Raw genomic sequence first — 25098 nt, forward strand, 5'->3', positions numbered from 1 at the left:
GCCCACACCACCGGAAACACCCAGCCCGCCCCACTGACACCCCTGGAAAACGCGATGTCCCGCCAGGCCCGCCTCCACGACGAACACCTGGCGGTCTGAGATGGAACGTGTCGCTTTCCTGATCGAGGACACCGGGGAACACCTCGGCTGCCTGCTCAACCCTGAAACCGTGGTGATGCAACGCTCGGCCGGTGTCGAGGCACGAAGGAGTGCGGGCGGCAAACTGAGCGGCAGCGGATTGGCGGACGACCCCCTGCTCTTCACCGGCGGCGGCCACACTGAGCTGCGGCTGGATCTGTTGTTCGACGTCGACCTCGCGCCGGCGTCGCTCCGTGTCCAGGACGTTCGGCAAATGACCCGCCCCATCTGGGCGCTCGCGGAGAACAGCGCCGAAGTCGAAAGGCAGCGCAGGCCGCCGTCGGTCCGGTTTGTGTGGGGCCGCGCGTGGAACGTACCGGGCATCGTGACGGAGGTGGCGGAGCGTTTCGACCGGTTCGCCCCGGATGGATCCCCGCTCAGGTCCTGGATGCGCATGGTCTTCGTGAGGGTGGGGCAGGCGGCCGACGAGGAAGGCGGCGAGAACTACGAACTCGCCCAGCGCCTACCTGCCGTCGACCTGACAGCACCTCCCGTGGACACGCTCCCCGTCACCGGCGACGGCAGAACAGACCGGGACGCACTGATGTCCGACGGCGGCGAACTGCTTCCCGAGGTACCCCCGGCTGAGCTGGGGCGACTGTCCGTGGAAGCGTTCGGCACACCCCTGCTCTGGAAGCTGCTCCTGGAGTACAACAACATTGACGATCCCTCACATTTCAGCGGCCCACTCGCCGTTCCGCCCATGGGTGATACGCCATGAGGCAGCTGCAGGGCCTCCCCGAACTCATCGTCACTCTCGGCAGGCGCAGGCTCAGCACAGCCGAAACCGCCGCGATAGTTTCCGTCCAGGTGCTCAGCTCACTCGCACGCCCGGCCCAGTGCCTCGTCAGCTGGCGTCCCGGCCCCGGGCGCACAGCGGCAGCAAGGGGAGGCGTGGATCCAGCACCCGGAGACGCCCTCAGGGTAGAGCTCGGCGGCCAACGGACACCGCTCTTCGTGGGCGAGGTGACGGTGGTGGAGTACAGTTACGGCGCTGACCTCGGACAGGAAATCCGGATCAGGGCCTACGACGCCCTCCATCGCCTGAGGAAGCGCCAATTCACCAGGCTCCACGACGACGTCGACCTCGCCGGACTCGCCAGGAAACTCTGCGAAGGCACCGGCCTGGACGTCGTCGGCGGCGGTGACCGGCTCGGCCAGGTGTACCAGTGCGCGCGGACCGACCTCAGCCTCCTCGTGGAACAAAGCGCCCGGGTGGGCGCCTACCCCGTGGTGCACGACGGTGCCCTCAGGCTCACAGGACTCGACGGCGAAGGCGAACCCCTGGAGCTGACCCTCGGTGCCACGCTTCATTCCGCCGACATCGAACTCAGCCAAGAGCCGGCCTATGCAGGAGCCCGGACCAACGGGTGGCGTAGCGACGACGCCTCCCTCCACCAAGCCGACGCAACAAGCAGCGACGCCAAAGCCCAGGTCACGGCCGATCCAGCGCTGGCAAGTGTAGGGGCGGGCGGCGACCTCAGGCGGGACAACGAAGTCCTCGACTCAGGGGCGCTCGCTGACGCCCTGGCCAAGGCCGAGCTGGACACCAGGATCGCAGGCCAGGTCACTGCGGTTTTTGTCGCTGAAGGAAACCCGCGGCTGAGGGCAGGCGGCCGGGTAAGGATCAAGGGAGTGGCGACGGCCATCGAGGGAACGTACCTGATCGCGAGCGCCTCGCACCGCTTGGACGGAACCGGCTACGAAACCACCCTGACTACGCGGCCCCCTGGTTCCGTACCGGAACGTCGCCCGGACGTTTTTACCCTTGGGACCATCGCGGATGTGGATGACCCCGAAGCCCGTGGCCGCGCCCGTGTCAGGCTCCCCGCCTATCCCGACCTCGAAACCAACTGGGCCCCTGTGCTGACTGCAGGCGCAGGTCCGGGCAAAGGACTCGTTGTCCCGCCGGCGCCCGGGGACAACGTCCTGGTCCTCCTCCCCGCAACTGATCCTGCGCAGGCCATCATCCTTGGCGGTCTCTATGGCAGCGAGCAGACGCCGGACAGCCGGATCGGCACTGAGAGGGAGAGCCGCTACACCTTCCGCAGCGCGGACGGTCAACAGATCATGCTCGACGGCGGTGCCCGCACCGTCAGCTTCAGCGACGGCCACGGCTCCTCCGTTGAGCTGGGACCGGACAAACTCAGGATCACTGCCGCCACGGACCTGGTGCTCGAGGCCCCTGGCAAGGCCATGAAGATCCGCGCCAAATCCGTCGACTTCGAGGAGGCCTAGATGAGAATCCTCGTCAAGGAAGCCATCCTGCGCTGCGGGCACGACGGCAAGGTGGAGAACGTGCCGTCCCAGGAGTGGGTCCGGGTCAAGGAATCCCCCATCCTGGTGGACAGTGATCCGCAAAGCCGGGACATCAGCATGTGCCCGCATATCGGCATCAACATCAAGCCGTGCAACAAGACGCTGCCGGTAACCAAGGGCTATTCAACGTTCGTCACCATCGGCGGCAAGGCGGTCTGCCTGGACACGGTGGAGGGCTTCACCGACGGAACTCCCCCGGGCGCGGTCAAGTACAACGTCCGAAGGCCCGGGCAAACACTCGTGGGAGCCGATTCATGAAAAGGCACCAGCCATGAGCGCCCCACGCTATAAGTCTGTGGCTTTCATCCACCCGGACTTCGACGCCACCGCAGGCATTCCCGGACTCAGGCTCACGGCGTCGGGCATGCTGGCTACTGTCACGGACGCGGCGTCGGTGAGGCAAGCCCTGCTCCTCCTGTTGAGCACCCGGCCCGGCGAGCGCGTGAACCGCCCTACGTACGGGTGTCATCTGTTCCGCTTGGCCTTCGCACCGGCCGACGACACCACGGCGGGCCTCGCGATTCACTATGTGGCAAGGGCGGTAGAGCAGTGGGAGCGCCGCATCACGGTCCTTTCCCTGGATGCCTCAAGATCGCCGGAGGAGCCTGAAGTACTTGAGGTCAGGCTGAAATACCGTGTTCGGACTACCCAGCTTGAGGACCAGATCACTATCGCCCTGCCTGTGGAATCCGGAGGTGCAACATGAGTATCCCCGTGCCCAACCTGGACGACCGCAGTTTCGCGGATCTGGTGGCCGGTGCCCGCGAGCGCATCCAGCAGATCGCGCCGGAGTGGACCGATCTCTCCGTCCACGACCCCGGCATCACCATCGTTGAGGCCTTCGCCTACCTCACGGACACGCTGATGTACCGGCTCAACCGCGTGCCGGAGAAGCTCTACGCCGTCTACCTGAACCTGCTGGGCACGTCCCTTTATCCGCCCAGTACGGCCGAGACAATGCTGGAATTCAGCCGCGCTTCCGCCTCAGATCTGGAAATCCGCATCCCCCGCGGCACCCAGGTCAGCTGCCCACCCGGCGTCCCGGGTCCACCCCAGCCTGTATTTACGACGACGGCGGCAGCCACGTTGGCGGCTGGCAAGGCAGCCGTCCTGGTCCCGGCAGCCGATGTCACCTTATACGACGCCATCCCCATCGGTACGGGGACCGGCAGACCCGGCCAGAGCCTGGTGATCCCCAACGCTCCGATCGTTTCGGGCGCCGGCCTGGCCATCGCCGTCGAGGTTCCGGCAGGGACGAGGCTCAGCAGCGGTGAAGCGGTGCTGGTGGATGGGAAAACATTCCGGTATTGCCAGGAGGTGGAGGCGTTTGCCGACGCGAGGCCCGGGGAGATGCCGGTGCGGATAGACCGGAGTGCCGGCGTCGCGATGTTCGCCTGGTGGGACGAGGAGTCCACGGGGCGGACAGTCCAAAGCCAGGTACCTGCACCGGGCGCCGAAGTGCTTGCCTGGTATCGCAGCGGCGGGGGCGCTGGCGGGAACGTCGGCGCCGGCCAGCTCACAGTGTTGCGCTCCCCTGTTCCGGGCGCCAGGGTCACCAATCCGGAACCTGCCACCGGTGGCCGCGATGGCGAATCCTTGGACAACGCATTGAGGCGTGCTCCGCAGGATTTCCATGCCCGCGATCGGGCTGTCACCGTCCGCGACTACGAGGTCCTGGCCCTGCGACACGGCGGTGTGGGCCGTGCGCGGGCCTTCACACGAAAGGAACTGTGGGCGTTCGCCCGCCCCGGTGAAGTAGAAGTCGTGCTGGTGCCTTTCGTCCCCGGAAGCGGGGCACCTGGAAGCCGGACAGCGGCACAAAAGCCCCTCAAGGCAGCCGAACTCGTGGCCCATGCCCGTGACGAAGTACGGCTCGAGGTGGAACAGTATCTTCGCAGGCGCTCCACGGTCGGTGCCGAGCCCGTGGTGCGCTGGGGCCTCTACAAGCAGGTGCTGGTGGACGCGAGAATAGTTGTTCGGCCTGACGAGGATGCCGAGGCCGTGAAGTCAAGGATCGTGGGGCGCCTCTCTGAAGGAATCAGCCCGTTGAGCCCGGATCCTTCAAGCTACGGATCGGGGTTCGGAAAGCCCCTGCGCGTTTCCAACCTGTACCGGGCCATGGAGGAAGCCGAGCCCGGGGTGCAGTACGTGGACCGGGTGACGCTGGAAGTGGACAAGGTTCCGGACACCGATGCCATGGCCCTGGTGCAGGCCGAAGGCCAGGACAACACATGGTTCGTGGCCCAGGGCAGCACGTTGTTCCGCACCACGAACGCCGCCGACGGCTGGGAAGCGTGCGCTGAGTTTGGTGACGCAGCAGACAAAGAGGAAACAGTCCGCTCCATCGCTCCGTTCCGATCACCCGCACCGGGTCGTGTCGGTCCCGAGAAGCACCCCGGAATGGTGGCCGTCAGCACCGTCACGGCCACGGGCTCCCGTGTATACATCAGCGACGACCTCGGCGAATCCTGGCGCAAGGCAGCAGAGCTGGGTTTCGTCGTCGCCGATTTGTGCTGGGTGGACCGGCAAGGCGAGCCGCTGTTGCTGCTGGCCGGCGAGCGGGGTCTCTATGAACTTCCCGTGAGCCCGGGCGCCATTCCGGTACAGAATGTGGTGGATACCTCGCAGCCCGACCGCGGCTTCTACGCCGTCGATGCCCTGGTTGATGTGCGCGGCAGGACCGGAGTGGTGGTGGCCGCCGAGGCGTCCGCCGGTGTGTGGCTCTCCCCCGACGCCGGGACGGCCGGTACCTTCAAGCAGGTGAAGGCGGCCGGCGAGGACATTCGCTGCATGACGGTCCAGTACGACGGCGGTGCGAGCTATGTGTGGCTCGGCCGCGCAGTGCCGGAAGGCATTGGGACGGGATGCCTGCGGCTGAAAATCGACGAACTGGGCCGAACGGATTTTGACGAATCGTTCATGAACTCCTGGGAGCAGTTCAGCGCCGGGTGGACCGGCGGCAGCTGTTGGGGCGTGCATGTGATGGGCAAGGCCGCGTATGCCGCGACTCAAAGCGGCGGCGTCCTGCGGCTGCAACTTGGTCAGGCTTCGGCGCAATGGAGTGTGCCTGATGTGAACTGCAACCTGCCGTTGCGGGACCGGACGCGGTTTGAGCCCGTCCGCTCAGTGTCGGGCGCTGTTCTGGACGGCGGCCAGGTCTTGGTGCTGGCCGCCGGACCCAAAGGTGTCTATCGAAGCAAAGACGACGCCGTCTCATGGGAAAGCTGCACGCGGCGGGTGGTGGACGATCTGGTGACGCTGCCGGATACGTGGCTGTTCTGCTCCGGCGACCACAGGATCGAGGTGGTCCACGGACATGGCTAGGCCCTCGGGCGTCCAGGCATCCAAGCTCCTCACGGTCCTCCCCGAAGTGTTCCAGGTGGCCGCTGATACCAGCGCCCCCATGCAGGCACTTCTGGCCGTGGCAGAGGATATGCACCAGCCCGTCCGGCAAGTCTTGGACCGGCTCCATACCGTTCCGGATCCTGGGCGGGCACCGGCGTCGTTGATACCGTTTCTGTCGCGCTGGGTGGACCTTGACTGGTTGACGCTCCCCGGGGCCGAAGGCGCTGCGGTTTCCAGCGCCATTCCCATCACACGCCAGAGGGACCTGATCGCCGAGGCAGCCGATCTCTCCTCGCGGCGTGGAACCGTTGACGGGCTCACCCGCTTCCTGCACCTTGCCACGGGGGTGACGGGTTTCGACGTCGAATCCGTCCCGGGTGCCTTTCACATCAAGGTGCTGGTCCCCGCGGAGGCAGCCGGGCAGTTGGAACTGATCCGGAGGATCGTCAAAGGCGTGAAACCGGCGCACGTGACCGATGACATCGAGGTGCGGACCGGTGAATAAGGAGAACCGGACACCCATCCTGGTGGTGATCGCCTGTGGCGTGGTGGCGGTCCTGGTGCTGGTGTTCGGTGTCAGCTGTGGCGGAGGCAACGATGACGCCGCCGCGGATTGGCAGGGCGGATTCTCCGGTTCGGCCGCGGGCGCCAAGCTCGCTGCGGCGGACTTGTCGGTGCAGAGTGGCTCTTGTTCGGCGTCCGATACGCAGCTGGTGGTGACCGGCGCCTGCGTGTTCGAGGTGAAGGAATTCGGCGGAGGCTTGTTCTCCTTTGGACCGCCTACCAAGCGGGCCAGGCTGGCGCCCCAACAGCTGGTGAGGGTCTCGCTGTTCATCCAAGGCACCCGTGCCGAGCAGGACTCCGGCCCGGGCAAGACCGTGGACGTGACCTTCGGGACCTCTGGTGGACAGCTGGGAATCGTTTGCCTGGCCATAGGGGCCTGCGTACTGCAACTCCAGGAAGCCGGAGGCTGAGATGAACCTTTGCACGCCGAATCCATCAACCGCCGTCCCAGGAGTTGTTGTGCCATGACTACCATCACCATGACGTTGAGCTCCCCGGACGTTGTCCTCAAGGACGGAAAGGGATCGCTGACTGCGTCCGTCACCAACGGCTCCGCCGAAGCCGAGCGGGTGGTGCTCGGCGCATTCCCCGGGCAGGTGACCAATCCGCCGTCGAAAACGTATGCAACCATCCCCAACCCGCTGCGGACCATCGCTGCCGGGGCCACGGAGCAGTACGTTGTCAGTTTCGACACTGCCGGCGCTGCAGCGGGCAGCTACGCCGTGAAGCTGATTGCCTACTCCGCCGACGACGCCCCGGAGGACTATGCGGACCAAGCGCATGTAGTCACGCTGAGCGTTCCCGCCGCAGAGGCACCCAGACCACCGGCGCCCTTCCCATGGTTGTGGGTGATCATCGGCGGCGTGGTGCTGCTGGCCGTCGTGGGCCTGATCCTGTTCTTCATCTTCAAGGACGCCAACGTTCCCGATGTGAAAACCAAGCCGCAGGCCGAAGCGGTGAAGATCGTCGAGGATGCCGGCTTTAAGGCAGCAACCTCGGAGACGGAAAGCGCCTCTACTGCAGGCACCGTAGTGAACCAGACCCCGGGCGGCGGCGAGAAAGTGGGCCGGGGCAGCACGGTGACCCTGGAAATCGCGGTGCCGGTCCGGGCCACCGTGCCGGACGTGCTGGGCCAGCGCATCGAGGATGCGCGGGCGGCCTTCCAGGCTGCCAAGCTGCAACTGGACTTCACGCAAGGATCGCAGTGTTTCTCCTCCGCCTTTGAGCCACTCTTCAGGCCCTGCATCGTGGTGGGGGTGAACCCTGACGTCGGCAACAAGGTCAACCAGAACGCGTTGGTCCTGGTGCGGACGGAGCCACGGCTGAGCCCCATCTTCGATCCCCTGCCTAACATCTGCATGACCAATCCGCAGGCCTGCGTGCTGAGGCTGCAACGGTGAGACGTGTTTGCCGGTCGTGGGCGGTGACGTGAAAAGATCAACCATGCGTCCGATGCAGCACTCCAGCAAACTCCAGAACGTCCGCTATGAACTCCGCGGTCCCATCCTCCAGGCTGCCAAAGCCATGGAGGCCGAGGGACACCGGATCCTCAAGATGAACCTTGGGGACACCGCACCGTTCGGTTTGGAGGCTCCGGAGTCTGTTGTGGTGGACATGATCCACCACCTCCGCGGCGCGCAGGGCTACAGCGATTCCAAGGGCATCTTCTCCGCCCGCACCGCTATCTCGCAGTACTACCAAACCCGCGGGCTGATGACCATCGGCGTCGAGGACGTCTTCATTGGCAACGGCGTCAGCGAGCTTATTTCCATGACCCTGCAGGCGTTCATGGAGAATGGCGACGAAATCCTCATCCCCGCCCCGGACTACCCGCTCTGGACTGCCGCCGTGACGCTCACCGGCGGCCAGGCCGTGCATTACCTGTGTGATGAGGACGAGAACTGGTGGCCGGACATGGCCGACGTCGAAGCGAAGATCACCCCGCGCACGCGTGGGATTGTCATCATCAACCCGAACAACCCCACCGGCGCTGTCTACCCGCGGCACATCCTGGAGCAGTTCGCGTCACTGGCACGGAAACACGACCTTGTCCTGTTCTCCGATGAGATCTACGAGAAAATCCGCTACGTCGATGCACCTCACATCCACACCGCCGCCGTGGCTGAGGATGTGTGCGTCCTGACGTTCAGCGGGCTGTCGAAGGCGTACCGCATGCCCGGCTACCGGGCCGGGTGGGTTGCCGTCACCGGGCCGTTGACTGCGACGGCGGCCTACCGTGAGTCCTTGGAACTGCTGGCCTCACTGCGGTTATGCGCCAACGTCCCGGCCCAGCACGCCATCCAAACCTGCCTTGGCGGGTATCAAAGCATCGAAGCCCTCATCCGTCCCGGCGGCCGACTGCGCGAGCAACGGGACCTGGCGTGGAAGCTGTTGACGGCGATCCCGGGCGTCAGCTGTGTCCCCGCGGCCGGCGCCATGTACCTCTTCCCCCGCCTGGACCCGGAGATCTACCCCATTGCCTCGGACGAGAAGTTCGTCCTGCAACTCCTGCAGGAGCAGAAGATCCTGGTCTCTCACGGAACGGCCTTCAACTGGCCCACGACTGACCATTTCCGCTTCGTGATCCTCCCGGACGTAGGAGACATCGAGGAAGCGGTGCGCCGCATCTCCACCTACCTCGCCGCGTACCGGAACCGCCCCACAGACGCACCCAACTAAGTCGCAGCACATGCCGTTTTGAGCGCTCACAACGCCCTGATCTGCGACCTACTTGGGTGGGGCCGGTCGAAAGTGTCACACTTCCGGCGTCGGATCCGACATCCCTGATGTAAGACTCCATCGCTGAAGGGAAACATCATGCCCCGCATCAACATCGGCCGCAGCAACAAACTCGGTTACGCCGCCGTCATCGGGCTGGAAGGCTACGCCCGCAAGTCAGTCGACCCGGATCTGTATGAACTGATCAAGCTCCGCGCCTCCATCCTCAACGGCTGTGGTTTCTGCGTGGACATGCACGCCACGGACGGCGGCAAGCGCGGGATTCCCGCCCGCAAACTGCATGCCGTCGCAGCGTGGCAGCATTCGAAGGTGTTCTTCGATGCCCGCGAGCAAGCGGTACTGGCCCTCACGGACGCCGTGACACAGCTCGGCCCTGAGACGGTCACCGACGAAATCTGGAACGCGGCGGCCACGCATTTCGACGACAGCCAGATGGGTGGCCTGATCCTGGCCATCTCCACCATCAACGTCTGGAACCGGATTGCGATCAGCACGCAAATGGAGCCGCCTTTGGATGAGAAGAACCCGCTGGTCTGAGCGGTAGCGTTGGCAGCATGACTCTTGGGGTGTCGGCCACTGCGGCGTGGCAGAGTGAACGGAACCGGCTGCTGGGGATCGCGTACCGGATGCTTGGAGATTTCGGCCATGCAGAGGACGTCGTCTCCGAGGTTGCGATCGACGCCGTCCGGCAGGAGCGGAAGGCGGAGTCCCGGGTGGATTCCTGGCCCGCATGGCTGACCACCGTGTGCGTGCGGCGATCTGTAGATCGCGTCCGCCAACTCGCCGCAGCGAGGGAAGACTACATTGGCCCGTGGCTGCCCGAGCCGCTGGATACGGCCACACTCCCGGAGGAAACGGTGGCCAACCGCGAGCTCTTGTCATTGACCTTGCTGCACCTCGCCGAGCAATTGGCCCCGGAGGCGCGGGCAGCGTTGGTGCTGCACCGCGCCTTCGGGATGTCCGCCCCGGAAATCGCGGAAATCCTGGAGAAGACACCCGCCGCTGTGCGCCAGATGATTTCCCGCGCAGAACGACGTCTGGACATCGACCCGGAAGCCCCCGCTCCCCGGGCGAAGGACCGGGCCGCATTGGACAAGCTGGTGCACGCCATTGAACAGGGCGAGCTTGAGACCGTGGTGGCCATGCTTGATCGGGACGCCATCCTATGGGCCGACGGCGGCGGCAAGGTCAAGAGCGCCATGAACCCGCTGTTCGGGGCGGCAAGGATCGCGCGCTTCTTTGCGGGCATCCTCGGCAAAGCGGTGGACTTCGATCCAGTGCGGCCGGTCCGCGCCGAAATCGTCGAGGTCAACGGCGAAGCGGCCCTGGTGCTCAGGCATCACGGCCGCGCGGACATCGTGACGATCGATTGCGGACCGGACGGGACCATCCGGGAGCTGCGGCAGCTTTCCAACCCGGACAAGCTGACGCGGCTTTCGCTTGTCCTTAGTTCCTAGTCCCCCGCCGAGCCACTCACGCGAAGGGCGTTGATGATCGCCGGGATGGAGGCGATCAGCATGATCAACGCCCACACCAGCGCCACCACCACGGTGATCAGGGCCCAAAATTGGTCCCCGATGGACACCAGCGGTCCAGGCAGGAAGCCGTGAATGACGCCCAGAACTACCTGAAGCAGCACGGACACCGCCAGCAGGACTACCAAACCTGTGACCTTCAAGAACTTCGGCTGGCTCAAAACAAGCAGCACCGCGAACACGATCTTGAGCAGCAGAAGCAGGCCCAGAATCGCCGCAGCCTGGCCCTTGGGAAAGCTCCCCCACAGGGCCAGGTACGCGATGGTTCCAAAAGGAGCTGCCACGAAGAGCCCGATCATGAGGAACAGTTTCGCCAACGCCAGCATCGCCGTGAGGAATGCAGCGATAACCCACAGCAGCGTCACGATCAGGGTGGCAAGGCCCTGAACACGCCCATAGGTCCGAAGGTCCATGATCAGGCTGAGCCCCAGCATCACCACGGTGAACAGCAAAAGCCCATCCAGGAATGCCAGAAAACCAATCCCGGCACCTGGAGGATCAGAGTCCGCCCGCTGCGTCTTGAGGAAAACATCCAGCGGAACGCCCAGCTTGTTGGCGTCGGCGGCGGAGACGGGCTCGACGGCGGCCTGGCCCAGCAGGAGCGACATGCCCACCTCGGCCAGGACTACTACGGCGAAGACAACCAGTGCCGCGTAGAAGAAGGGACGGCGCAGGGCATCCGGGTCAGGCCCGCTGCGGAACCCCTCACGAATTGACCACGCTGCGGCCATGGGTCAATTGTGCCACCTCGGCCACCCGGCGTCGAAGCCGCGCTACCAGCGTGGCGGCGAGTAACGCCGTCGTGATTTCCAGCCCGATCACCAGCAACAGTCCGGCGGCGCCGGAGGAAACAACCATGCCGGATGAAGCAACAGCGTTCGACGCCGGTCCCCCGCCGTGCGCGTGGCCGGAACCACCTGCTCCCAGCAGCAGGACAGCGTGGAGGCCAACCATTGCCAGGGCTGAAATGGTCACTTGATGCAGTGCGCCGACCCTGCTGTGGCGCCAGATGTGAACAGTGCACGGGATGCACACGGCGGCCAAGCCGATCATGAGGATGCCCAGCCAGGCGTCGTGGTGTCCCGAAGCCGCCAGCCAGAGATGTACCAGGCAGGACACAGCGGTGAGCGCCGCGCAGATCCGGGGGTGCAGGACAGGCCCGGCTGCCCGGACCCGTCCTGCGACGATTGTCATGTCGGTGGCCCGCGGCTTTAGTGGCAGTGCCCGGCGGACCCGCCGTGCTCTTCGCCGGAAGCAGCGGTGCTGTGGCAGCTAGAACCCGACGAGTTGGCCGGCACGTCAAGGACGGGGCTGCGGTCGAAGAAGCCCTCGGGGCGAAGCTTGAAGCCAACTGTGTCCACCGGCATGATGGGCCAGTCCTCCACTCGTGGGAAGTGTGTGAGGCCAAAGGTGTGCCACACAACAATGTCTTGGCCGTCGATGTCGCGGTCCTGGGCAATGTAGGCGGGCAGGCCCCCTCCGCCGGAGTGCTGGTTGACGAAGTCACCGGTGGGGTAGCGCTCGTCGTCGGAGTAGCGTGTGACCCACAGGTCCTTGGTAGCGAAAGCGGCGCGCTTCGCGATGGACGAGCCCGGGTCTGCCAGCAGTGTGGGCTGGTTTTCTGCGTGAAGCTTGTAGCCGACGGGCTCGCCGAGACGATTCCTGGACTCCGGGTTGGAGATGATCCAGGTCCGCCCTGCGCGGGCGTCGGCTTCACGGACGGCTTCTGATTCTTTGGTCAGGAGTGTGCGCTTGCGGGAGAACGCGTTGCCACGTTCATTGCCTTCACCCATGGCCTGGCGGACCACGTCTTCTTCCTCCACGCGGTTGGTGAAGCCATCAAGGGCCATGTCCAGCCGGGCGCTGAAGAGGTGCTGGTGAAACGGGGCGCCCAGTCCGGGTGCCAGTTGGGAGATGTTGTCCGAGCCGCCTTCCGGGAAGGCGCTGGTGAAGACGACTCCAGTGGCCTTGGCTTCGAATTCGATGGTGCCGTCCAGGTAGAGGTACCAGTAGAAGCCGTAGTCGTAGTTGCCCACGGTGGTGAAGAAGGAGATCACCAGGCGGCGGTTGCGGCGGGTGTAGTTGATGCCGCTCCAGAGGTCGGAGTGCTTGGAGAGGATGCCCCAGTCTTCCTCGTGCATGCAGATGCCGTTGCGGATCTCCCGGGGGTTGCCGAAGGCATCGCTGATGACCGGGCTGAGGTAGGTGATGTCACCCAGGCAGTCGCAGCCGAGTTCAAGGGAGTTGGCGTATTGGCCCACCAGGTATTCGCCGGTGTCGAAGTAGTTCTGCCATGACCGAATGGGCGAAGGATCACCGTACGGCACCACCATCTCGGCGATCGAGGCGCGGTTGATGATGGGCCGCTTCTTGTCTCCATCCTGGAAGGCCAGGTTGTGGAGGACAACTCCTTCGCGGACATCGAAGCCCACATCCACGCTCCACTTTTCCCACTCCACGTGGTTGCTGCCAGTGACGGTGAAGCTGGGCCCTTCCGGCTGGGTGATGCTGATGGGCTTCTGGGTGGTGCGGAGTGGGCCGGTGAGTTCCGGATCGGTGTAGTTTCCGTGTTCCGCCGGGATCGGCATGGCGCCGAGGTCGATCACCTGGGTGACTTCCTTGTTCACCACGTCCACGTAAGCCACCAGCCCGTCCACGGGGTGGGCCCAGGCGCTGTCCTCCGGGAAGTCCTGCACAAAGGCCAGTCCGCGGAGGATGCGGCGGCCGCGTTCTTCTTCATATTCAAAGTAGCCGGCGGACAGCGGAGCAACGCGGACTTTTTCCACGTCCAGGTCCCGGGCCGCAAGGGCAGCCAGCCAGCGCTCATCCGTGGCCAGGAGCGACTCGACTACCTCGAATTCCTCTTCGAGCACGGGGAGTTCACCGGAGACTTTGGTGTCCAGTTCCGTTGCCGAAAGGACCTCGCCACGGGTGACGGAGACCAGGACGTCGGTGGGAGCACCGCCGGAAATGTCGTGGAGGAAAACGCGGAAGCGGCGGTCCAGCTCCGTGGCGCCACGGGAGGGATCCACCAGGCCCAGGTAGGCGATCCGCTTCTCCGCGCCCAGGTGTCCGGCGGCCTGCAGGATCCCCTGAACCTTGGAGATTTCGGCGCCCGTTGCCAGGCCGTACTGTGTTTCCTCGATGGCGACTGTCTCAGTTGCTGTGGGCGTCATGGCTGCCTCTTGTCCGGGACCTATGATGGTCAGGATTTATTTTCTATAGGTGTAGAGAATAACCAAAACGTAAGATGGGTCACAAGACCTGTCCGCCATTTATTTTTCCGGGAGCCCACACAGTGCCAAAGATTGTGGACCACGATCAGCGACGCCTCGAACTGGTGGACGCAACGTGGCGGATCATCGCGAGGCTGGGCATGGAAGGCGCCACCATGCGGGAAATTGCCGAAGAAGCCGGTTTCGCCAACGGTGCGTTGAAGCCCTACTTCCCCACCAAGGACCTGCTGCTGACCTCGGCCTTCGGGCACGTGTTCAACCGCACCAACCTGCGCATCGCCACCATGACCGAAGGGCTCTCGGGCGTCGCTGCGCTCCGCGCGTTCTGCGCCGAAGTGCTGCCTTTGGATGAGGAACGCGTCAACGAAGCCCGGATCGTCATCCCGTTCTGGCAGAAGGCGCTCAACGACGCTGACATGGCAGCCCTCCACAGCGAATCCATGAACCAGTGGCACATCACCATCACCGCTCATAGCGCAGCAGCCCGGGCGGCCGGCGAGATCAAGACCCCCATCGGGGACGCCGCCGTCGCCGATCACCTGCTCAACATGATGCTCGGCGCGCAGATCGTGGCGGCACTATCCCCGGCGGAACACTTTTCGCAGGACTTGGCAGGGCAGTTGGATAACTACCTGGCCCTGCTGGTGGGTTAGCTTGTAGCGCCCGACGCCACCACGCCGACGCCCAGCCCGGCGATCACGCCGCTGCTGACACGCTCGACGACGGTGCTCACCTTGGGCCGCTTGAGCCACCGCATCGCTTTGAATGCCACCACGGCGATCATCGAGAGATACGCAAAGGCAATGACGGCAACAACTACGCCCAGAATCAGGGAAGTGCCCATGGTGTCCCCGCCGTGCGGGATGAACTGCGGAACGACAGCCAGGTAGAACAAGCCCACCTTCGGGTTGAGGAGCGTAGACAGGGCACCTGCTCCCAGGGCGGAGAGCCGGCTGTACGGGAGCGGCGCCTCCGCGGCGGACCCGTCCGCTGTGGCTGCCTTCCGGGACTTGATGAACGAAGATACGCCCAGGTACAGCAAGTACAGGCCGCCGGCGATCTTGACCCAGCGGAACAGTTCCGCGGACTGTTCAAGGATGGCGGCCAAACCGACGCCCACCAGCGCCGCCCAGGCAATCGCGCCAACTGCAGACCCTGCCGCCGCAGCAATTCCCGCGCTGGGACGGTTCAATGCAATGCGCAGCACCAGGAACGTGTCCGGACCGGGCGTGACGGACAGGACAAGGCAGAGGCCAGCGAAGGCAGCAAGGGAAGCAAGAGTCACAAGACCGATTATCAGTCAGGACGCCCCGAACGGAAAGCGTTCGCTTCCCGTCAAGGGCTGTTCGTCCAACGACAAGGCCCTGACGCGTGACGCCGACCACACTGGAAACATCGCCGCGTGCCTCACTGGCCGCCAAGACTTACTACCCGAGCGGAGTACCAATGGAGACTTACGACGCCCTGCTGGCCTCGATCACCCCAGCCGACGGCCAGAACAGCCGCACCATTTTCGACCCCGCCACGGGCGAGGCTGTTGGCCAAGCCCCTGTTCACACCGTCGAGGACCTCGAAACCGCCATCACCGCCGCCGCTGCCGCACAACCGGCGTGGGCTGCCTTGGGCCACGACGCCCGGTCCGCCGCGCTGATGAAGGCCGCCGACGCCGTCGAACGCGCCGCTGAAGAGCTGGCCCAGCTCCTCTCCCGCGAGCAGGGCAAGCCCCTGAACGGGCCGAACGCCCGCTTCGAAGTCGGCGCCTGCGCCGCATGGCTGCGCGCCACGGCCGCAACCCCGCTGGATCCCGAAACCGTGGTGGACGACGGCGAAACCCGCGCCGAACTGCACTACCGGCCCATCGGCGTCGTGGGTGCCATTGGTCCCTGGAACTGGCCCATGATGATCACCGTCTGGCAGATCGCCCCGGCACTTCGCATGGGCAACGCCGTGGTGGTCAAGCCCTCCGAATACACCCCCCTGTCCGTGCTGGCGCTGGCCGCGATCATCAACGAAGAGCTGCCTGAAGGCCTGCTGTCCGTGGTCTCCGGTGGACGCGAGGTCGGCGAAGCACTGGCGTCGCACGATGCAATCGGCAAGGTCATGTTCACCGGCTCCACCGCCACGGGCAAGGCGATCATCCGCTCCTCCGCGGACACCGTCAAGCGGCTCACGCTGGAGCTTGGCGGCAATGACGCAGGCATCGTGCTCCCGGACTCCGACCCCAAGGCCATCGCCGAGGGCCTGTTCTGGGGCGCGTTCATCAACACCGGCCAGACCTGCGCCGCCCTGAAGCGCCTGTACGTGCACGAGTCCCAGTACGAGGCCGTGTGTTCCGAGCTCACGGCTGTTGCTGCGGCGATGCCGATGGGCAATGGCTTGGATGAGAACAATGTGCTCGGGCCTCTGCAGAACCGGCAACAGTACGACATCGTCGCCCGGCTTGTGGAGGCCGCTCGCGATTCCGGTGCGAGGGTGCTGATCGGCGGCAACCCCGACGCTGACCAGCCCGGCAACTTCTACCCCACCACGTTGGTCGCCGACATCGACAACGACAACCCGCTGGTCGCCGAGGAGCAGTTCGGCCCGGCATTGCCGATCATCAAATACAGCACCGTAGACGAGGCGGTCGCCAAGGCGAACGCGCTCGACGTCGGGCTGGGCGCCTCGGTCTGGTCCTCGGACTTGGGTGCTGCCCGCGAAGTCGCATCCCGTATCCAGGCTGGCACCGTGTGGATCAACAAGCACGGAGCTGTGGACCCGCGCATCCCGTTCGGTGGTGCAAAGCAGTCCGGCTACGGCCTGGAGTTCGGAGCCGAGGGCCTCAAGGCCTTGGGTGTCCCGCAGATCATCAACGGCTAACTCCTTTCCCAACTGAGTCGCAGCAGAGCGCGTTTTGAGCCCTCAAAACGCGCTCTGCTGCTACGTAGATGGGTTCTTGGGGCGCATGGCGAGTGCTGTCGCGAGGATCATGACGCCGGACCCGGCTATTGCGATGTTGTGCGTTTGGAACACTTTTGCAGTCGTCACTGGCCGCCCTCAATCCTTGCCCTGAACCTAGAGAAGGCGGTTCCCACTTGTCCAGTCACAGGGTGGACGCAGTTGGGAAGCCGGGCGCTCCGCATGTAAGCATGAGCACCATGGCCCAGAAGATTGCGTACCAAGGTGAGCCCGGAGCCAATTCGGATCTCGCGTGCAAGGAAATGTTCCCCGAACTCGAAAGCGTCCCCTGCGCGAGCTTTGAGGACGCCTTTGAATTGGTGTCCACCGGCGAAGTCGATCTGGCCATGATCCCGATTGAGAACTCCATCGCCGGACGCGTGGCCGACATCCACGTCCTGCTTCCGCAGTCGAAGCTCCAGATTGTTGGCGAGTACTTCCTCCCGATCCGCTTCGACCTCCTGGGCATTCCGGGCAGCACCATCGAAGGCGCAACGGAAGTGCACAGCCACATCCACGCGCTCGGTCAGTGCCGCCGGATCATCCGTGAAGCCGGCCTCAAGCCGGTCATCGCAGGTGACACCGCCGGCTCGGCCCGCGAAGTCAGGGACTGGAACGATCCGCGCAAACTCTCCCTCGCTCCGCCGCTGGCCGCCCAGCTGTACGGGTTGGAGGTCTTGGCCTCCGGTGTCGAAGATGACCCCACCAATACCACCCGCTTTGTTGTCCTGGCCCGTGAACGTGAACTGCCTACGAAGGAAGAACTTCCGGGTCCGGCGATCACCAGCTTCGTTTTCCGGGTCCGCAACGTCCCGTCCGCCCTCTACAAGGCACTCGGCGGCTTCGCGACCAACGGCCTCAATATGACCCGGCTGGAGAGCTACATGGTGGGCGACGAATTCGCCGCCACGATGTTCCTTTCCGACGTCGAAGGTCACCCCGAGGACGCCCGACTCCGCCGGGCGCTGGAGGAACTGGAGTTCTTCACCACGGAGGTCCGGGTACTGGGCGTCTATGCCGCGGACGGATACCGCGAACGGAACACTGTCAGCGCCTGACGCTTCCGCGGCAGGGCATGACCGGGACGGCGTCCGCAACTTTTAGTACAGGATTGCGTGAATACATCCACGCATGTACTTTGATTTCATGGAGACACTCACGCATGCGCCAGTGCTGGCCCGCTTTGGCTACGCCGTCTCAGACCCCACCCGCGCACAGGTCCTGCTGACCCTCGCCGAGTCGCCGTCGTATCCGTCCGACTTAGCGGACGCTGTCGGGGTATCGCGACAAAGCATGTCCAACCACCTGACCTGCCTCCGCGGCTGCGGTTTGGTGGTTGCAGTTCCGGACGGCAGGCGCACCCGTTACGAATTGGCCGACGCCCGCTTGGGTCACGCGATCAAAGACTTGCTGGGCGTGGTGCTGGCCGTGGACCCTGCTTGCTGCGCGCCTGACGGAACCTGCGTGGCATGAGCGCCCCTTTGCTTTTACTCACAGCGGATCGCCGGCTGGTTCTCACACGTCGCATCCGGCTGTTCGCCGCCGCGACCATCACCTACAACGTCCTCGAAGCCGTCGCAGCTCTCTGGGCTGGTGGAGTGGCGGACTCTTCAGCCCTGATTGGCTTTGGGCTGGACTCCGTGGTGGAAGTCGCTTCCGCAGTGGCCCTGTCCTGGCAGTTCTCCTCCAAGGATCCCGAACGCCGCGAACACCTGACGCTGCGCATCATCGCCGTCTCATTCTTCGCGCTGGCAGCGTTCGTCACTGTGGACGCAATCAGGTCGCTCACCGGAGGGGGCGAGGCCCAGCATTCCACGCCAGGCATTGTGATAGCGGCTTTGAGCCTTGCGATCATGCCGGCCCTTTCCTACTACCAGCGTCGGGCCGGCAGGGAACTTGGCTCCAGAACTGCAGTGGCGGACTCGAAGCAGACGCTGCTCTGCACGTACCTCTCAGGCGTGCTGCTGATCGGACTGGTGCTGAACAGCGCTCTGGGTTGGTGGTGGGCCGACGCCGGCGCAGCACTGGTGATTGCCGCCATCGCCGTTCGTGAGGGCGCGAACGCCTGGCGCGGAGACGTCTGCTGCACCGCCCCCAGCACAAACACACCAACCCATGGCGCGGCAGACGCCGACTGCTGCCAAACGGTGGAAGAAAAACCGCCAGCGTAGAACAACCCTCCCTTCCAAACCAGCCACCCACCGCGACCAGGAAAGCATCCATGACGCAAGCACCACCACGCCCCCGGCCCGCCGTAGACACCGCCAAGAAAGTCCGCATCATCGTGTGGATCCTGATCGCGGCTGTTGTAGCGGCAGGGGTCATCTGGTTCGCAGTGTTCACGGCCACCAAGCCGGCCCCCAGCACCGCTGCGCCGGCGGGCGGAGCACAGTTGGTCCGCGAAGACAGCCACAGGATCACCACTCCTGCCACCGAAAAGGCGCAGCTGGTGGAGTTCCTGGACTTCGAATGCGAGTCCTGCCGTGCCGCCTACCCGTTGGTGGAGGAACTAAAAGAGGAATACGGGGACCGGATCACTTTCGTCCAGCGCTACTTCCCCCTCGCCGGGCACAGGAATTCCGGAACTGCCGCGCTGGCCGTTGAAGCTGCCGCCCAGCAAGGCAAGTACGAGGTGATGGTGGCCAAGTTGTTCGCAACACAGCCGCAATGGGGCGAAAAGTCTGACTCGCAGGCATCGACGTTCCGCAGTTACGCACAGGAACTTGGCTTGGACATGGCGCAATACGATGCCGCCGTCGCGGACGAAAAAACCCAGGCACGAATTCGAAAGGACGCCAGCGACGGCAACGCCCTTGGCGTCACAGGTACCCCGACATTCTTCCTCGACGTCAAGAAGCTCACCTTGGACACCGAGGAGCAGTTCCGGGAACTGCTCGACGAAGCCGCCAAATAGACTCCTGCTGGCCGGTGGATCAGGATTGGCCGGAAAGCGTCAGGGTGATGAGCACCATGTTCAGTCCCACGATCAAGGTGGCGCTGGTCCAGCCAGCGACCTTCAAGGCCGTGGAATCCGTGTGAATGCCCATCACGTCACGCTTGCCGGTGAGCCGGATCAGCGGGATCAGGGCGAAGGGGATGCCGAAGCTCAAGAGCACCTGGCTCAGGACCAAGGCCAGGGTCGGCTCGATGCCCGCACCGAGGATGATCAAGGCGGGAATGAGCGTGATCACCCGGCGCGTCAGCAGGGGGATCCGGATTTTCAGCAAACCGCCCATGATGGTCGCACCGGCGTAGCAGCCTACCGAGGTCGAGGCCAAGCCCGAGGCAAGCAAGCCGATGGCGAAGATGACGCCGATGGCTGGGCCCAGGGCCGACGTCACCGCAGCGTGTGCGCCGGCGATCGTGTCCGTTCCCTCGATTCCACGAAGGCTGGATGCGGCAAGCAACAGCATCGAAATGTTGACCACACCCGCCAACAGCAAGGCGCCCACGACATCGAAGCGCGTTGCGCGGATCAGCCGCGTCCGCACAGCAGGGTCTTCCGAAAAACCGTGACGGTCCCGGGCCAAGGCTGAGTGGAGATAGATCGCATGGGGCATTACGGTTGCCCCGAGCATGCTCGCCGCCAACAGGACCGTATCCGTCCCCTCAAATCGGGGTACCAGGCCAGCCAAGGCGCTGCCGGCATCCGGCGGGTTCACGAAGAGTCCGGACACGAACCCAACGGCAATGACGCCCAGCAGCACCAGGATTGCGTACTCAAAGGATCGTTGCCCGCGGTGTGACTGCAACGCCAGGAGCAACATCGAGGCCACGCCAATGATGACGCCACCGGCAAGAAGCGGGAGCCCGAAAAGCAGGTTCAAGGCCACTGCCCCACCGATCACCTCGGCCATGTCCGTGGCACCAGCCACGATCTCAGCCTGTACCCAGTAGAGGCGCCGCCGCTTGGTACCCAGCCGCTTGCCCAGGATTTCCGGGAGGCTCATTCCCGTCGCCAAGCCCAGTTTGGCCGATTGGTACTGCACCAAAACAGCCATGGCATTGGCTACCACCAGAACCCACACCAGCAAGTACCCGTAGTTGGCACCGGCGGTGAGGTTCGCAGCTACGTTGCCCGGATCCACATAGGCGATGGCGGCCACGAAGGCCGGGCCCAGCAGCAGGAGCCGTGACCACACCTTGCGGGGCGCACGACGGGTTTCGAGAGTGGGCGCAGCCATGGTCATCCTCATCATCGGGGCATTCTGCTATGAGGATAGCGGAAAGTTAGGCGTACCGAAAAGTACTCTTTAGGCGGCCCGATCGATCTACGAGGTTCCCGCGTCGTAGGGACTCTGGTTTTCGCTTGAACGGCCATGGGTCAATCCGGTGGGGATGCCGACCAACACAGGCTGCTGCGTTGCGCAGCAACCGTCCGGTTCACCCACGGACGGCACAGCCGCAGCGGGAACATCGCAACTGGTACCGGAGCCGGCTGAGCACACGCCGGTTTCGGGCAGCTCGAGGTGAACGGCACCTGCTGATACATAGTCACCGGCGAGTGCCGCAGCCACTGACCGGACCTGCTCATAGCCCGTTGCCAGCAAGAAGGTGGGCGCACGCCCATACGACTTCACGCCCACGATGTAAAAGTCCTTCTCGGGATGGGCGAGTACTTTGGCGCCATGCGCCGGGACGGTGCCGCACGAGTGGAACTCAGGATCAATGAGCGGACCAAGTTCCGTCGGTGCTTCGACGGCGGGGTCCAGATTGAGGCGGAGCTCCCTGTGCATGGTGAGATCAGGACGGAAGCCGGTACAAGGCACGACGACGTCCGTCACCAGGGTGCGTCCGTCACCGGACGCTACAGTGACGCCTCCCGCGGAGTCTTCCAGCGTGCTGATACCGAACCCTGTGTGCAACTCGACCTGACCTGAGTCCACCAACCGGCGAAGCCTGGCCCCGAGCTGTCCCCGCGCTGGCAAACCATCGGCATCGCCACCGCCGTAGACCTTGTCCGGAGAAGCTCCGCGTACAGCCCACAGGATGCGGGTATCCGGCTCCTGCTTAGCCAGCTCCGTAAGGCTGATCAGGGTGTTTGCTGCAGAATGCCCAGCGCCGACCACCAGGACACGGCGGCCCGCGAAGGCAGCGCGGTCCCGCCCAACAACGTCGGGCAAGGGTGACGAGATCTTGCCTGCTGCATGGTCTTCGCCAATTGCCGGCAGACCGGACGTTCCCAAGGGATTTCGGGCGGACCACGTGCCGGAGGCGTCGATGACAGCTGACACCGCGTAATCGAGCACTTCCCCGGCAGATTGCTCAACGCGAACAATAAAGGGTGTTGCATCGCGGTGGCGCACATGGGTCTTGTCCATGCCCTGACGGGTGACTGCCAGGACCCGTGCGTCCGTGTGGAGCCGGGAGGCTATCTCCGGAGTTGCCGCCAAGGGAGCCAGGTACTCGTCGATGAGTTCCCCGCCGTAGGGCAGGGCCGTCAGCCGGGGCGTCTCCCAACCGTTGGACTCAAGCAGTCTGACGGCTGCGGCGTCGAGGTTGAAACGCCAAGGCGAGAACAACCGGACGTGGCGCCACTGCCCAATGGCTGCAGCGGCAGTCGGGCCCGCTTCGAAGATGATCGGATCCAATCCGCGCTCGAGCAGCTGGGCTGCTGCGGCCAATCCGATAGGGCCCGCGCCTATGACGGCCACGGGAGAGTTCTCATGCATGGGTTACTCGTTCCTCCGTTGGGCAAATTCCCAGAAGTAGGTGGGCAATTCTCAGAAGTGGGTGGGCTCTTCAACCAGTGCAGTTGCGATGCTGTCGGCGTCGTCCAAAGCAGCGAGGTACCGCTCGGCGTCCAGCGCCGCCGAGCACCCGGTGCCCGCAGCAGTAATGGCCTGGCGATAGCGGTGATCCACTGCGTCACCGCAAGCAAAAACACCCGAAAGGTTGGTGCATGTTGTAGGCGAGTCCACCTTGATGTAGCCCTCGGCGTCCAAGTCCACCTGGCCTTCAACCAACTCAGTACGCGGCAAATGACCGATGGCCACGAAGATTCCGGTTGCCGCCTGTTCCCGCGTTTCACCTGTCCGAGTGTCCTTGAGCGTCACACCGGTGACCTTGGTGTCTCCGTGGATGGCTGTGATGGCAGAGTTCCAGGCGAACGTGATCTTGGGGTTGTCCTTGGCCCTCTGAGCCATGATCCGTGAGGCCCTGAGTTCGCCCTTACGCACCACCACTGTCACGGATTTTCCGAAGCGCGTCAGGAAGGTGGCCTCTTCCATGGCGGAGTCGCCGCCGCCCACCACGATGATGTCCTGCTCACGGAAGAAAAAACCGTCGCAGGTCGCACACCAGGACACGCCGTGTCCGCTGAGCTTCTTCTCTTCCGGCAGGCCGAGTTCCTTGTAGGCGGAGCCTGTGGCGAGGATGACCGCAGGAGCCTCATGGGTCTCGCCTGCCCCGGTGACCACGCGCTTAAGGTGGCCCCTTAGATCAACCTCAGTGACGTCGTCGAACACTATCCGTGCGCCGAATTTCTCGGCTTGTTCCTGAAGCCCGTCCATGAGCTCCGGCCCTTGTATGCCACCGGGAAATCCGGGGAAGTTTTCTACTTCCGTGGTGTTCATGAGGGCCCCGCCGGCAGTAACAGAGCCGGCCAGAACCAAAGGTTTCAACCCAGCACGGGCCGCATAGATGGCAGCCGTGTAGCCGGCAGGGCCGGACCCGATAATGATCAGTTGTTCGTTGCTCATGGGAGTCGCTCCTGGTAGTCGGATTTACTTGGCGGCGGGGATCAACGAGGCGATCAGGTTCTCGATGCGGGTTTTGATTTCGTCGCGGATGGGGCGGACAGCGTCCACTCCCTGCCCGGCGGGATCTTCAAGGACCCAGTCCTCGTATCGCTTGCCGGGGAAGTATGGGCATTCGTCGCCGCAACCCATGGTGATCACCACATCCGACTCCTTGACTGCCTCGGTTGTGAGGACCTTGGGGATCTCAGCCGACATATCGATACCCAGTTCAGACATGGCTTCAACGGCAGCAGGATTGACCTTGTCGGCCGGCTGGGAGCCGGCAGACCGAACCTCGATGGCACCCTGGGAGAGAGTGGTGAGGAACGCAGCGGCCATCTGCGAGCGCCCTGCGTTGTGGACGCAGACGAAAAGGACGGAAGGCTTCTTTACGGCATCGGTGGTCATGAATTTCCTCAAAGATCAGGCAGCGATATGGGTGGGGGTGAAACAGCGCTTGCGCGCCCAGAGGGCTACATACACAAGTGCAACAAGGACGGGTACTTCAATCAAGGGTCCGACGACACCGGCGAGGGCCTGACCGGACGTCACGCCGAAGGTTCCGATCGCTACGGCGATGGCGAGTTCGAAGTTGTTGCCCGCCGCAGTGAACGCCAGGGTGGTGGTTTTCGCGTACCCGAGGTTCAAAAAGCGCCCGATCAGCATTCCGGCGCCAAACACCACAACGAAGTAGACCAATAAGGGCACAGCGATGCGGAGAACGTCCATCGGCCTGGACGTGATGGTCCCACCTTGGAGGGCAAAGAGGAGCGTGATGGTGAAAAGGAGTCCGTAGAGCGCCAAGGGACCAATCCTTGGCAGGAAGTTCTGCTCGTACCAGCCGCGACCCTTGACCTTCTCACCGATGACGCGGGTCAGCAGTCCAGCGAGCAGCGGGATGCCCAGGAATATCAAAACCGAGAGCGTGATGGCCCAGAAGGAAAAGTCGGCGGACGTGGTGGGAAGTCCCAGGAGGGATGGCAGCCACTGGAGGTAGAACCAGCCCAAAGCGCCGAACGCGATCACTTGGAAGACGGAGTTGATGAACACCAAAACGGCCGCGGACTCACGGTCTCCGCAGGCGAGGTCGTTCCAGATCATCACCATGGCAATGCAGCGGGCCAAGCCCACAATGATGAGCCCGGTCCGGTACTCCGGCAGGTCGGGGATGAACACCCAGGCAAGCGTGAACATGAAGGCCGGGGCCAGTACCCAATTGATCACCAGTGACGTGACCAGCAGCTTTCGGTCGGCCAACACCAGATGCGCCTGGTCGTAGCGAACCTTGGCCAGGACCGGGTACATCATCACCAGCAGGCCAACGGCGATGGGCAAGGAGACTTCGCCGATCTTCACGGCTTCCAGTGCGGTATTCAAGCCGGGAACCAGGCTGCCCAGCAGCAGGCCCAAAGCCATGGCGGACATGATCCAGGCGGGCAGGAATCGATCCACAGCGGAGAGCTGTCGCACGACGTCGGACACCGGGGTATCCTCTCGGGCTGCGGTTTGCGTCGGGGTACTCACAAGACTCCTGGCTCTGACGCC

General features: G+C 64.1%; 26 protein-coding genes. 17 read left to right on the top strand and 9 right to left on the bottom strand.

Going from position 1 to position 25098, the window contains the following annotated elements; genetic code table 11:
• Positions 1 to 100: 100 nt before the first annotated feature.
• The 11 genes from GVL04_RS20790 to GVL04_RS20840 all read left to right on the top strand — a co-directional run bounded on the left by GVL04_RS20790 (position 101) and on the right by GVL04_RS20840 (position 10562).
• Positions 101 to 859: a hypothetical protein gene (locus GVL04_RS20790; protein ID WP_159708063.1), complete on the top strand. Its 759-nt coding sequence runs from the start codon at positions 101 to 103 to the stop codon at positions 857 to 859.
• Complete coding sequence (locus GVL04_RS20795; protein ID WP_159708065.1) at positions 856 to 2376, top strand: phage baseplate assembly protein V; 1521 nt, start codon at positions 856 to 858, stop codon at positions 2374 to 2376. The genes GVL04_RS20790 and GVL04_RS20795 overlap by 4 nt, the downstream gene beginning before the upstream one ends.
• On the top strand, positions 2377 to 2715 hold the full coding sequence (locus GVL04_RS20800) for a hypothetical protein (RefSeq protein ID WP_159708067.1): 339 nt from the start codon (positions 2377 to 2379) through the stop codon (positions 2713 to 2715). It abuts the gene before it with no gap.
• 13 nt (positions 2716 to 2728) lie between these two features.
• Complete coding sequence (locus GVL04_RS20805; RefSeq protein ID WP_159708069.1) at positions 2729 to 3163, top strand: GPW/gp25 family protein; 435 nt, start codon at positions 2729 to 2731, stop codon at positions 3161 to 3163.
• Positions 3160 to 5781, top strand: a complete 2622-nt coding sequence (locus GVL04_RS20810; protein ID WP_159708071.1) for a baseplate J/gp47 family protein — start codon at positions 3160 to 3162, stop codon at positions 5779 to 5781. The genes GVL04_RS20805 and GVL04_RS20810 overlap by 4 nt, the downstream gene beginning before the upstream one ends.
• A complete protein-coding gene (locus GVL04_RS20815) occupies positions 5774 to 6307 on the top strand; it encodes a phage tail protein (protein ID WP_159708073.1) in 534 nt (177 codons plus the stop codon). The genes GVL04_RS20810 and GVL04_RS20815 overlap by 8 nt, the downstream gene beginning before the upstream one ends.
• Positions 6300 to 6776 carry a hypothetical protein gene (locus tag GVL04_RS20820; protein WP_159708075.1) on the top strand — a complete coding sequence of 159 codons (477 nt, stop codon included), beginning with the start codon at positions 6300 to 6302 and terminating at the stop codon, positions 6774 to 6776. Before GVL04_RS20815 ends, GVL04_RS20820 begins: the two co-directional genes overlap by 8 nt.
• 54 nt (positions 6777 to 6830) lie before the next feature.
• Entirely contained in the window at positions 6831 to 7766 is a 936-nt protein-coding gene (locus GVL04_RS20825) for a PASTA domain-containing protein (protein WP_159708077.1), read from the top strand.
• A gap of 43 nt (positions 7767 to 7809) precedes the next feature.
• Positions 7810 to 9045, top strand: coding sequence for a pyridoxal phosphate-dependent aminotransferase (locus GVL04_RS20830; RefSeq protein WP_159708079.1), 1236 nt, complete (start codon positions 7810 to 7812; stop codon positions 9043 to 9045).
• Between the two features lie 138 nt (positions 9046 to 9183).
• Positions 9184 to 9642, top strand: a complete 459-nt coding sequence (locus tag GVL04_RS20835) for a carboxymuconolactone decarboxylase family protein (protein WP_159708081.1) — start codon at positions 9184 to 9186, stop codon at positions 9640 to 9642.
• A 17-nt stretch (positions 9643 to 9659) separates the two neighbouring features.
• Complete coding sequence (locus tag GVL04_RS20840) at positions 9660 to 10562, top strand: sigma-70 family RNA polymerase sigma factor (protein ID WP_159708083.1); 903 nt, start codon at positions 9660 to 9662, stop codon at positions 10560 to 10562.
• On the opposite strand, the gene GVL04_RS20845 is transcribed toward GVL04_RS20840, so the two are convergent.
• The 3 genes from GVL04_RS20845 to GVL04_RS20855 are packed head-to-tail and all read right to left on the bottom strand — an operon-like array spanning position 10559 to position 13816.
• Positions 10559 to 11371, bottom strand: a complete 813-nt coding sequence (locus GVL04_RS20845; RefSeq protein WP_159708085.1) for a hypothetical protein — start codon at positions 11369 to 11371, stop codon at positions 10559 to 10561. The two genes, GVL04_RS20840 and GVL04_RS20845, sit on opposite strands and share 4 nt — an antisense overlap.
• Positions 11346 to 11834, bottom strand: a complete 489-nt coding sequence (locus GVL04_RS20850; RefSeq protein WP_159708087.1) for a hypothetical protein — start codon at positions 11832 to 11834, stop codon at positions 11346 to 11348. The genes GVL04_RS20845 and GVL04_RS20850 overlap by 26 nt, the downstream gene beginning before the upstream one ends.
• Positions 11835 to 11851: 17 nt before the next feature.
• Positions 11852 to 13816: a primary-amine oxidase gene (locus GVL04_RS20855; protein WP_159708089.1), complete on the bottom strand. Its 1965-nt coding sequence runs from the start codon at positions 13814 to 13816 to the stop codon at positions 11852 to 11854.
• Positions 13817 to 13938: 122 nt separating this feature from the next.
• Here GVL04_RS20855 and GVL04_RS20860 point away from each other — a divergent pair, with 122 nt between their 5' ends.
• On the top strand, positions 13939 to 14529 hold the full coding sequence (locus GVL04_RS20860) for a TetR/AcrR family transcriptional regulator (RefSeq protein WP_159708091.1): 591 nt from the start codon (positions 13939 to 13941) through the stop codon (positions 14527 to 14529).
• Here the strand turns inward: GVL04_RS20860 and GVL04_RS20865 are convergent.
• A complete protein-coding gene (locus tag GVL04_RS20865; protein WP_159708093.1) occupies positions 14526 to 15161 on the bottom strand; it encodes a LysE family translocator in 636 nt (211 codons plus the stop codon). The two genes, GVL04_RS20860 and GVL04_RS20865, sit on opposite strands and share 4 nt — an antisense overlap.
• Positions 15162 to 15322: 161 nt before the next feature.
• Between GVL04_RS20865 and GVL04_RS20870 the strand changes: the two genes are divergently transcribed.
• The 5 genes from GVL04_RS20870 to GVL04_RS20890 all read left to right on the top strand — a co-directional run bounded on the left by GVL04_RS20870 (position 15323) and on the right by GVL04_RS20890 (position 19727).
• Positions 15323 to 16735 carry an aldehyde dehydrogenase family protein gene (locus GVL04_RS20870; RefSeq protein WP_159708204.1) on the top strand — a complete coding sequence of 471 codons (1413 nt, stop codon included), beginning with the start codon at positions 15323 to 15325 and terminating at the stop codon, positions 16733 to 16735.
• Between the two features lie 278 nt (positions 16736 to 17013).
• The gene (locus GVL04_RS20875; protein ID WP_159708095.1) at positions 17014 to 17871 is read left to right on the top strand and encodes a prephenate dehydratase; all 858 of its coding nucleotides are present in this window, start codon (positions 17014 to 17016) and stop codon (positions 17869 to 17871) included.
• Between the two features lie 88 nt (positions 17872 to 17959).
• Positions 17960 to 18286: a helix-turn-helix transcriptional regulator gene (locus GVL04_RS20880; protein WP_159708206.1), complete on the top strand. Its 327-nt coding sequence runs from the start codon at positions 17960 to 17962 to the stop codon at positions 18284 to 18286.
• On the top strand, positions 18283 to 18984 hold the full coding sequence (locus tag GVL04_RS20885) for a cation diffusion facilitator family transporter (RefSeq protein ID WP_159708097.1): 702 nt from the start codon (positions 18283 to 18285) through the stop codon (positions 18982 to 18984). The genes GVL04_RS20880 and GVL04_RS20885 overlap by 4 nt, the downstream gene beginning before the upstream one ends.
• A 50-nt stretch (positions 18985 to 19034) precedes the next feature.
• Positions 19035 to 19727 carry a thioredoxin domain-containing protein gene (locus GVL04_RS20890; protein ID WP_159708099.1) on the top strand — a complete coding sequence of 231 codons (693 nt, stop codon included), beginning with the start codon at positions 19035 to 19037 and terminating at the stop codon, positions 19725 to 19727.
• A gap of 19 nt (positions 19728 to 19746) precedes the next feature.
• Here the strand turns inward: GVL04_RS20890 and GVL04_RS20895 are convergent, their stop codons facing one another.
• The 5 genes from GVL04_RS20895 to arsB form a co-directional block, all read right to left on the bottom strand.
• Positions 19747 to 20997, bottom strand: a complete 1251-nt coding sequence (locus tag GVL04_RS20895; RefSeq protein WP_159708101.1) for an Nramp family divalent metal transporter — start codon at positions 20995 to 20997, stop codon at positions 19747 to 19749.
• An 87-nt stretch (positions 20998 to 21084) separates the two neighbouring features.
• Positions 21085 to 22485: an NAD(P)-binding domain-containing protein gene (locus GVL04_RS20900; RefSeq protein ID WP_159708103.1), complete on the bottom strand. Its 1401-nt coding sequence runs from the start codon at positions 22483 to 22485 to the stop codon at positions 21085 to 21087.
• 51 nt (positions 22486 to 22536) lie between these two features.
• Positions 22537 to 23514, bottom strand: coding sequence for a thioredoxin-disulfide reductase (gene trxB / locus GVL04_RS20905; protein WP_159708105.1), 978 nt, complete (start codon positions 23512 to 23514; stop codon positions 22537 to 22539).
• Between the two features lie 24 nt (positions 23515 to 23538).
• Positions 23539 to 23961, bottom strand: a complete 423-nt coding sequence (locus tag GVL04_RS20910; RefSeq protein ID WP_159708107.1) for an arsenate reductase ArsC — start codon at positions 23959 to 23961, stop codon at positions 23539 to 23541.
• Between the two features lie 15 nt (positions 23962 to 23976).
• Positions 23977 to 25077 carry an ACR3 family arsenite efflux transporter gene (gene arsB / locus GVL04_RS20915; protein ID WP_327785622.1) on the bottom strand — a complete coding sequence of 367 codons (1101 nt, stop codon included), beginning with the start codon at positions 25075 to 25077 and terminating at the stop codon, positions 23977 to 23979.
• Positions 25078 to 25098: the final 21 nt, after the last annotated feature.

This window comes from Arthrobacter sp. 18067 (assembly GCF_902706295.1).
Classification (GTDB): domain Bacteria; phylum Actinomycetota; class Actinomycetes; order Actinomycetales; family Micrococcaceae; genus Arthrobacter.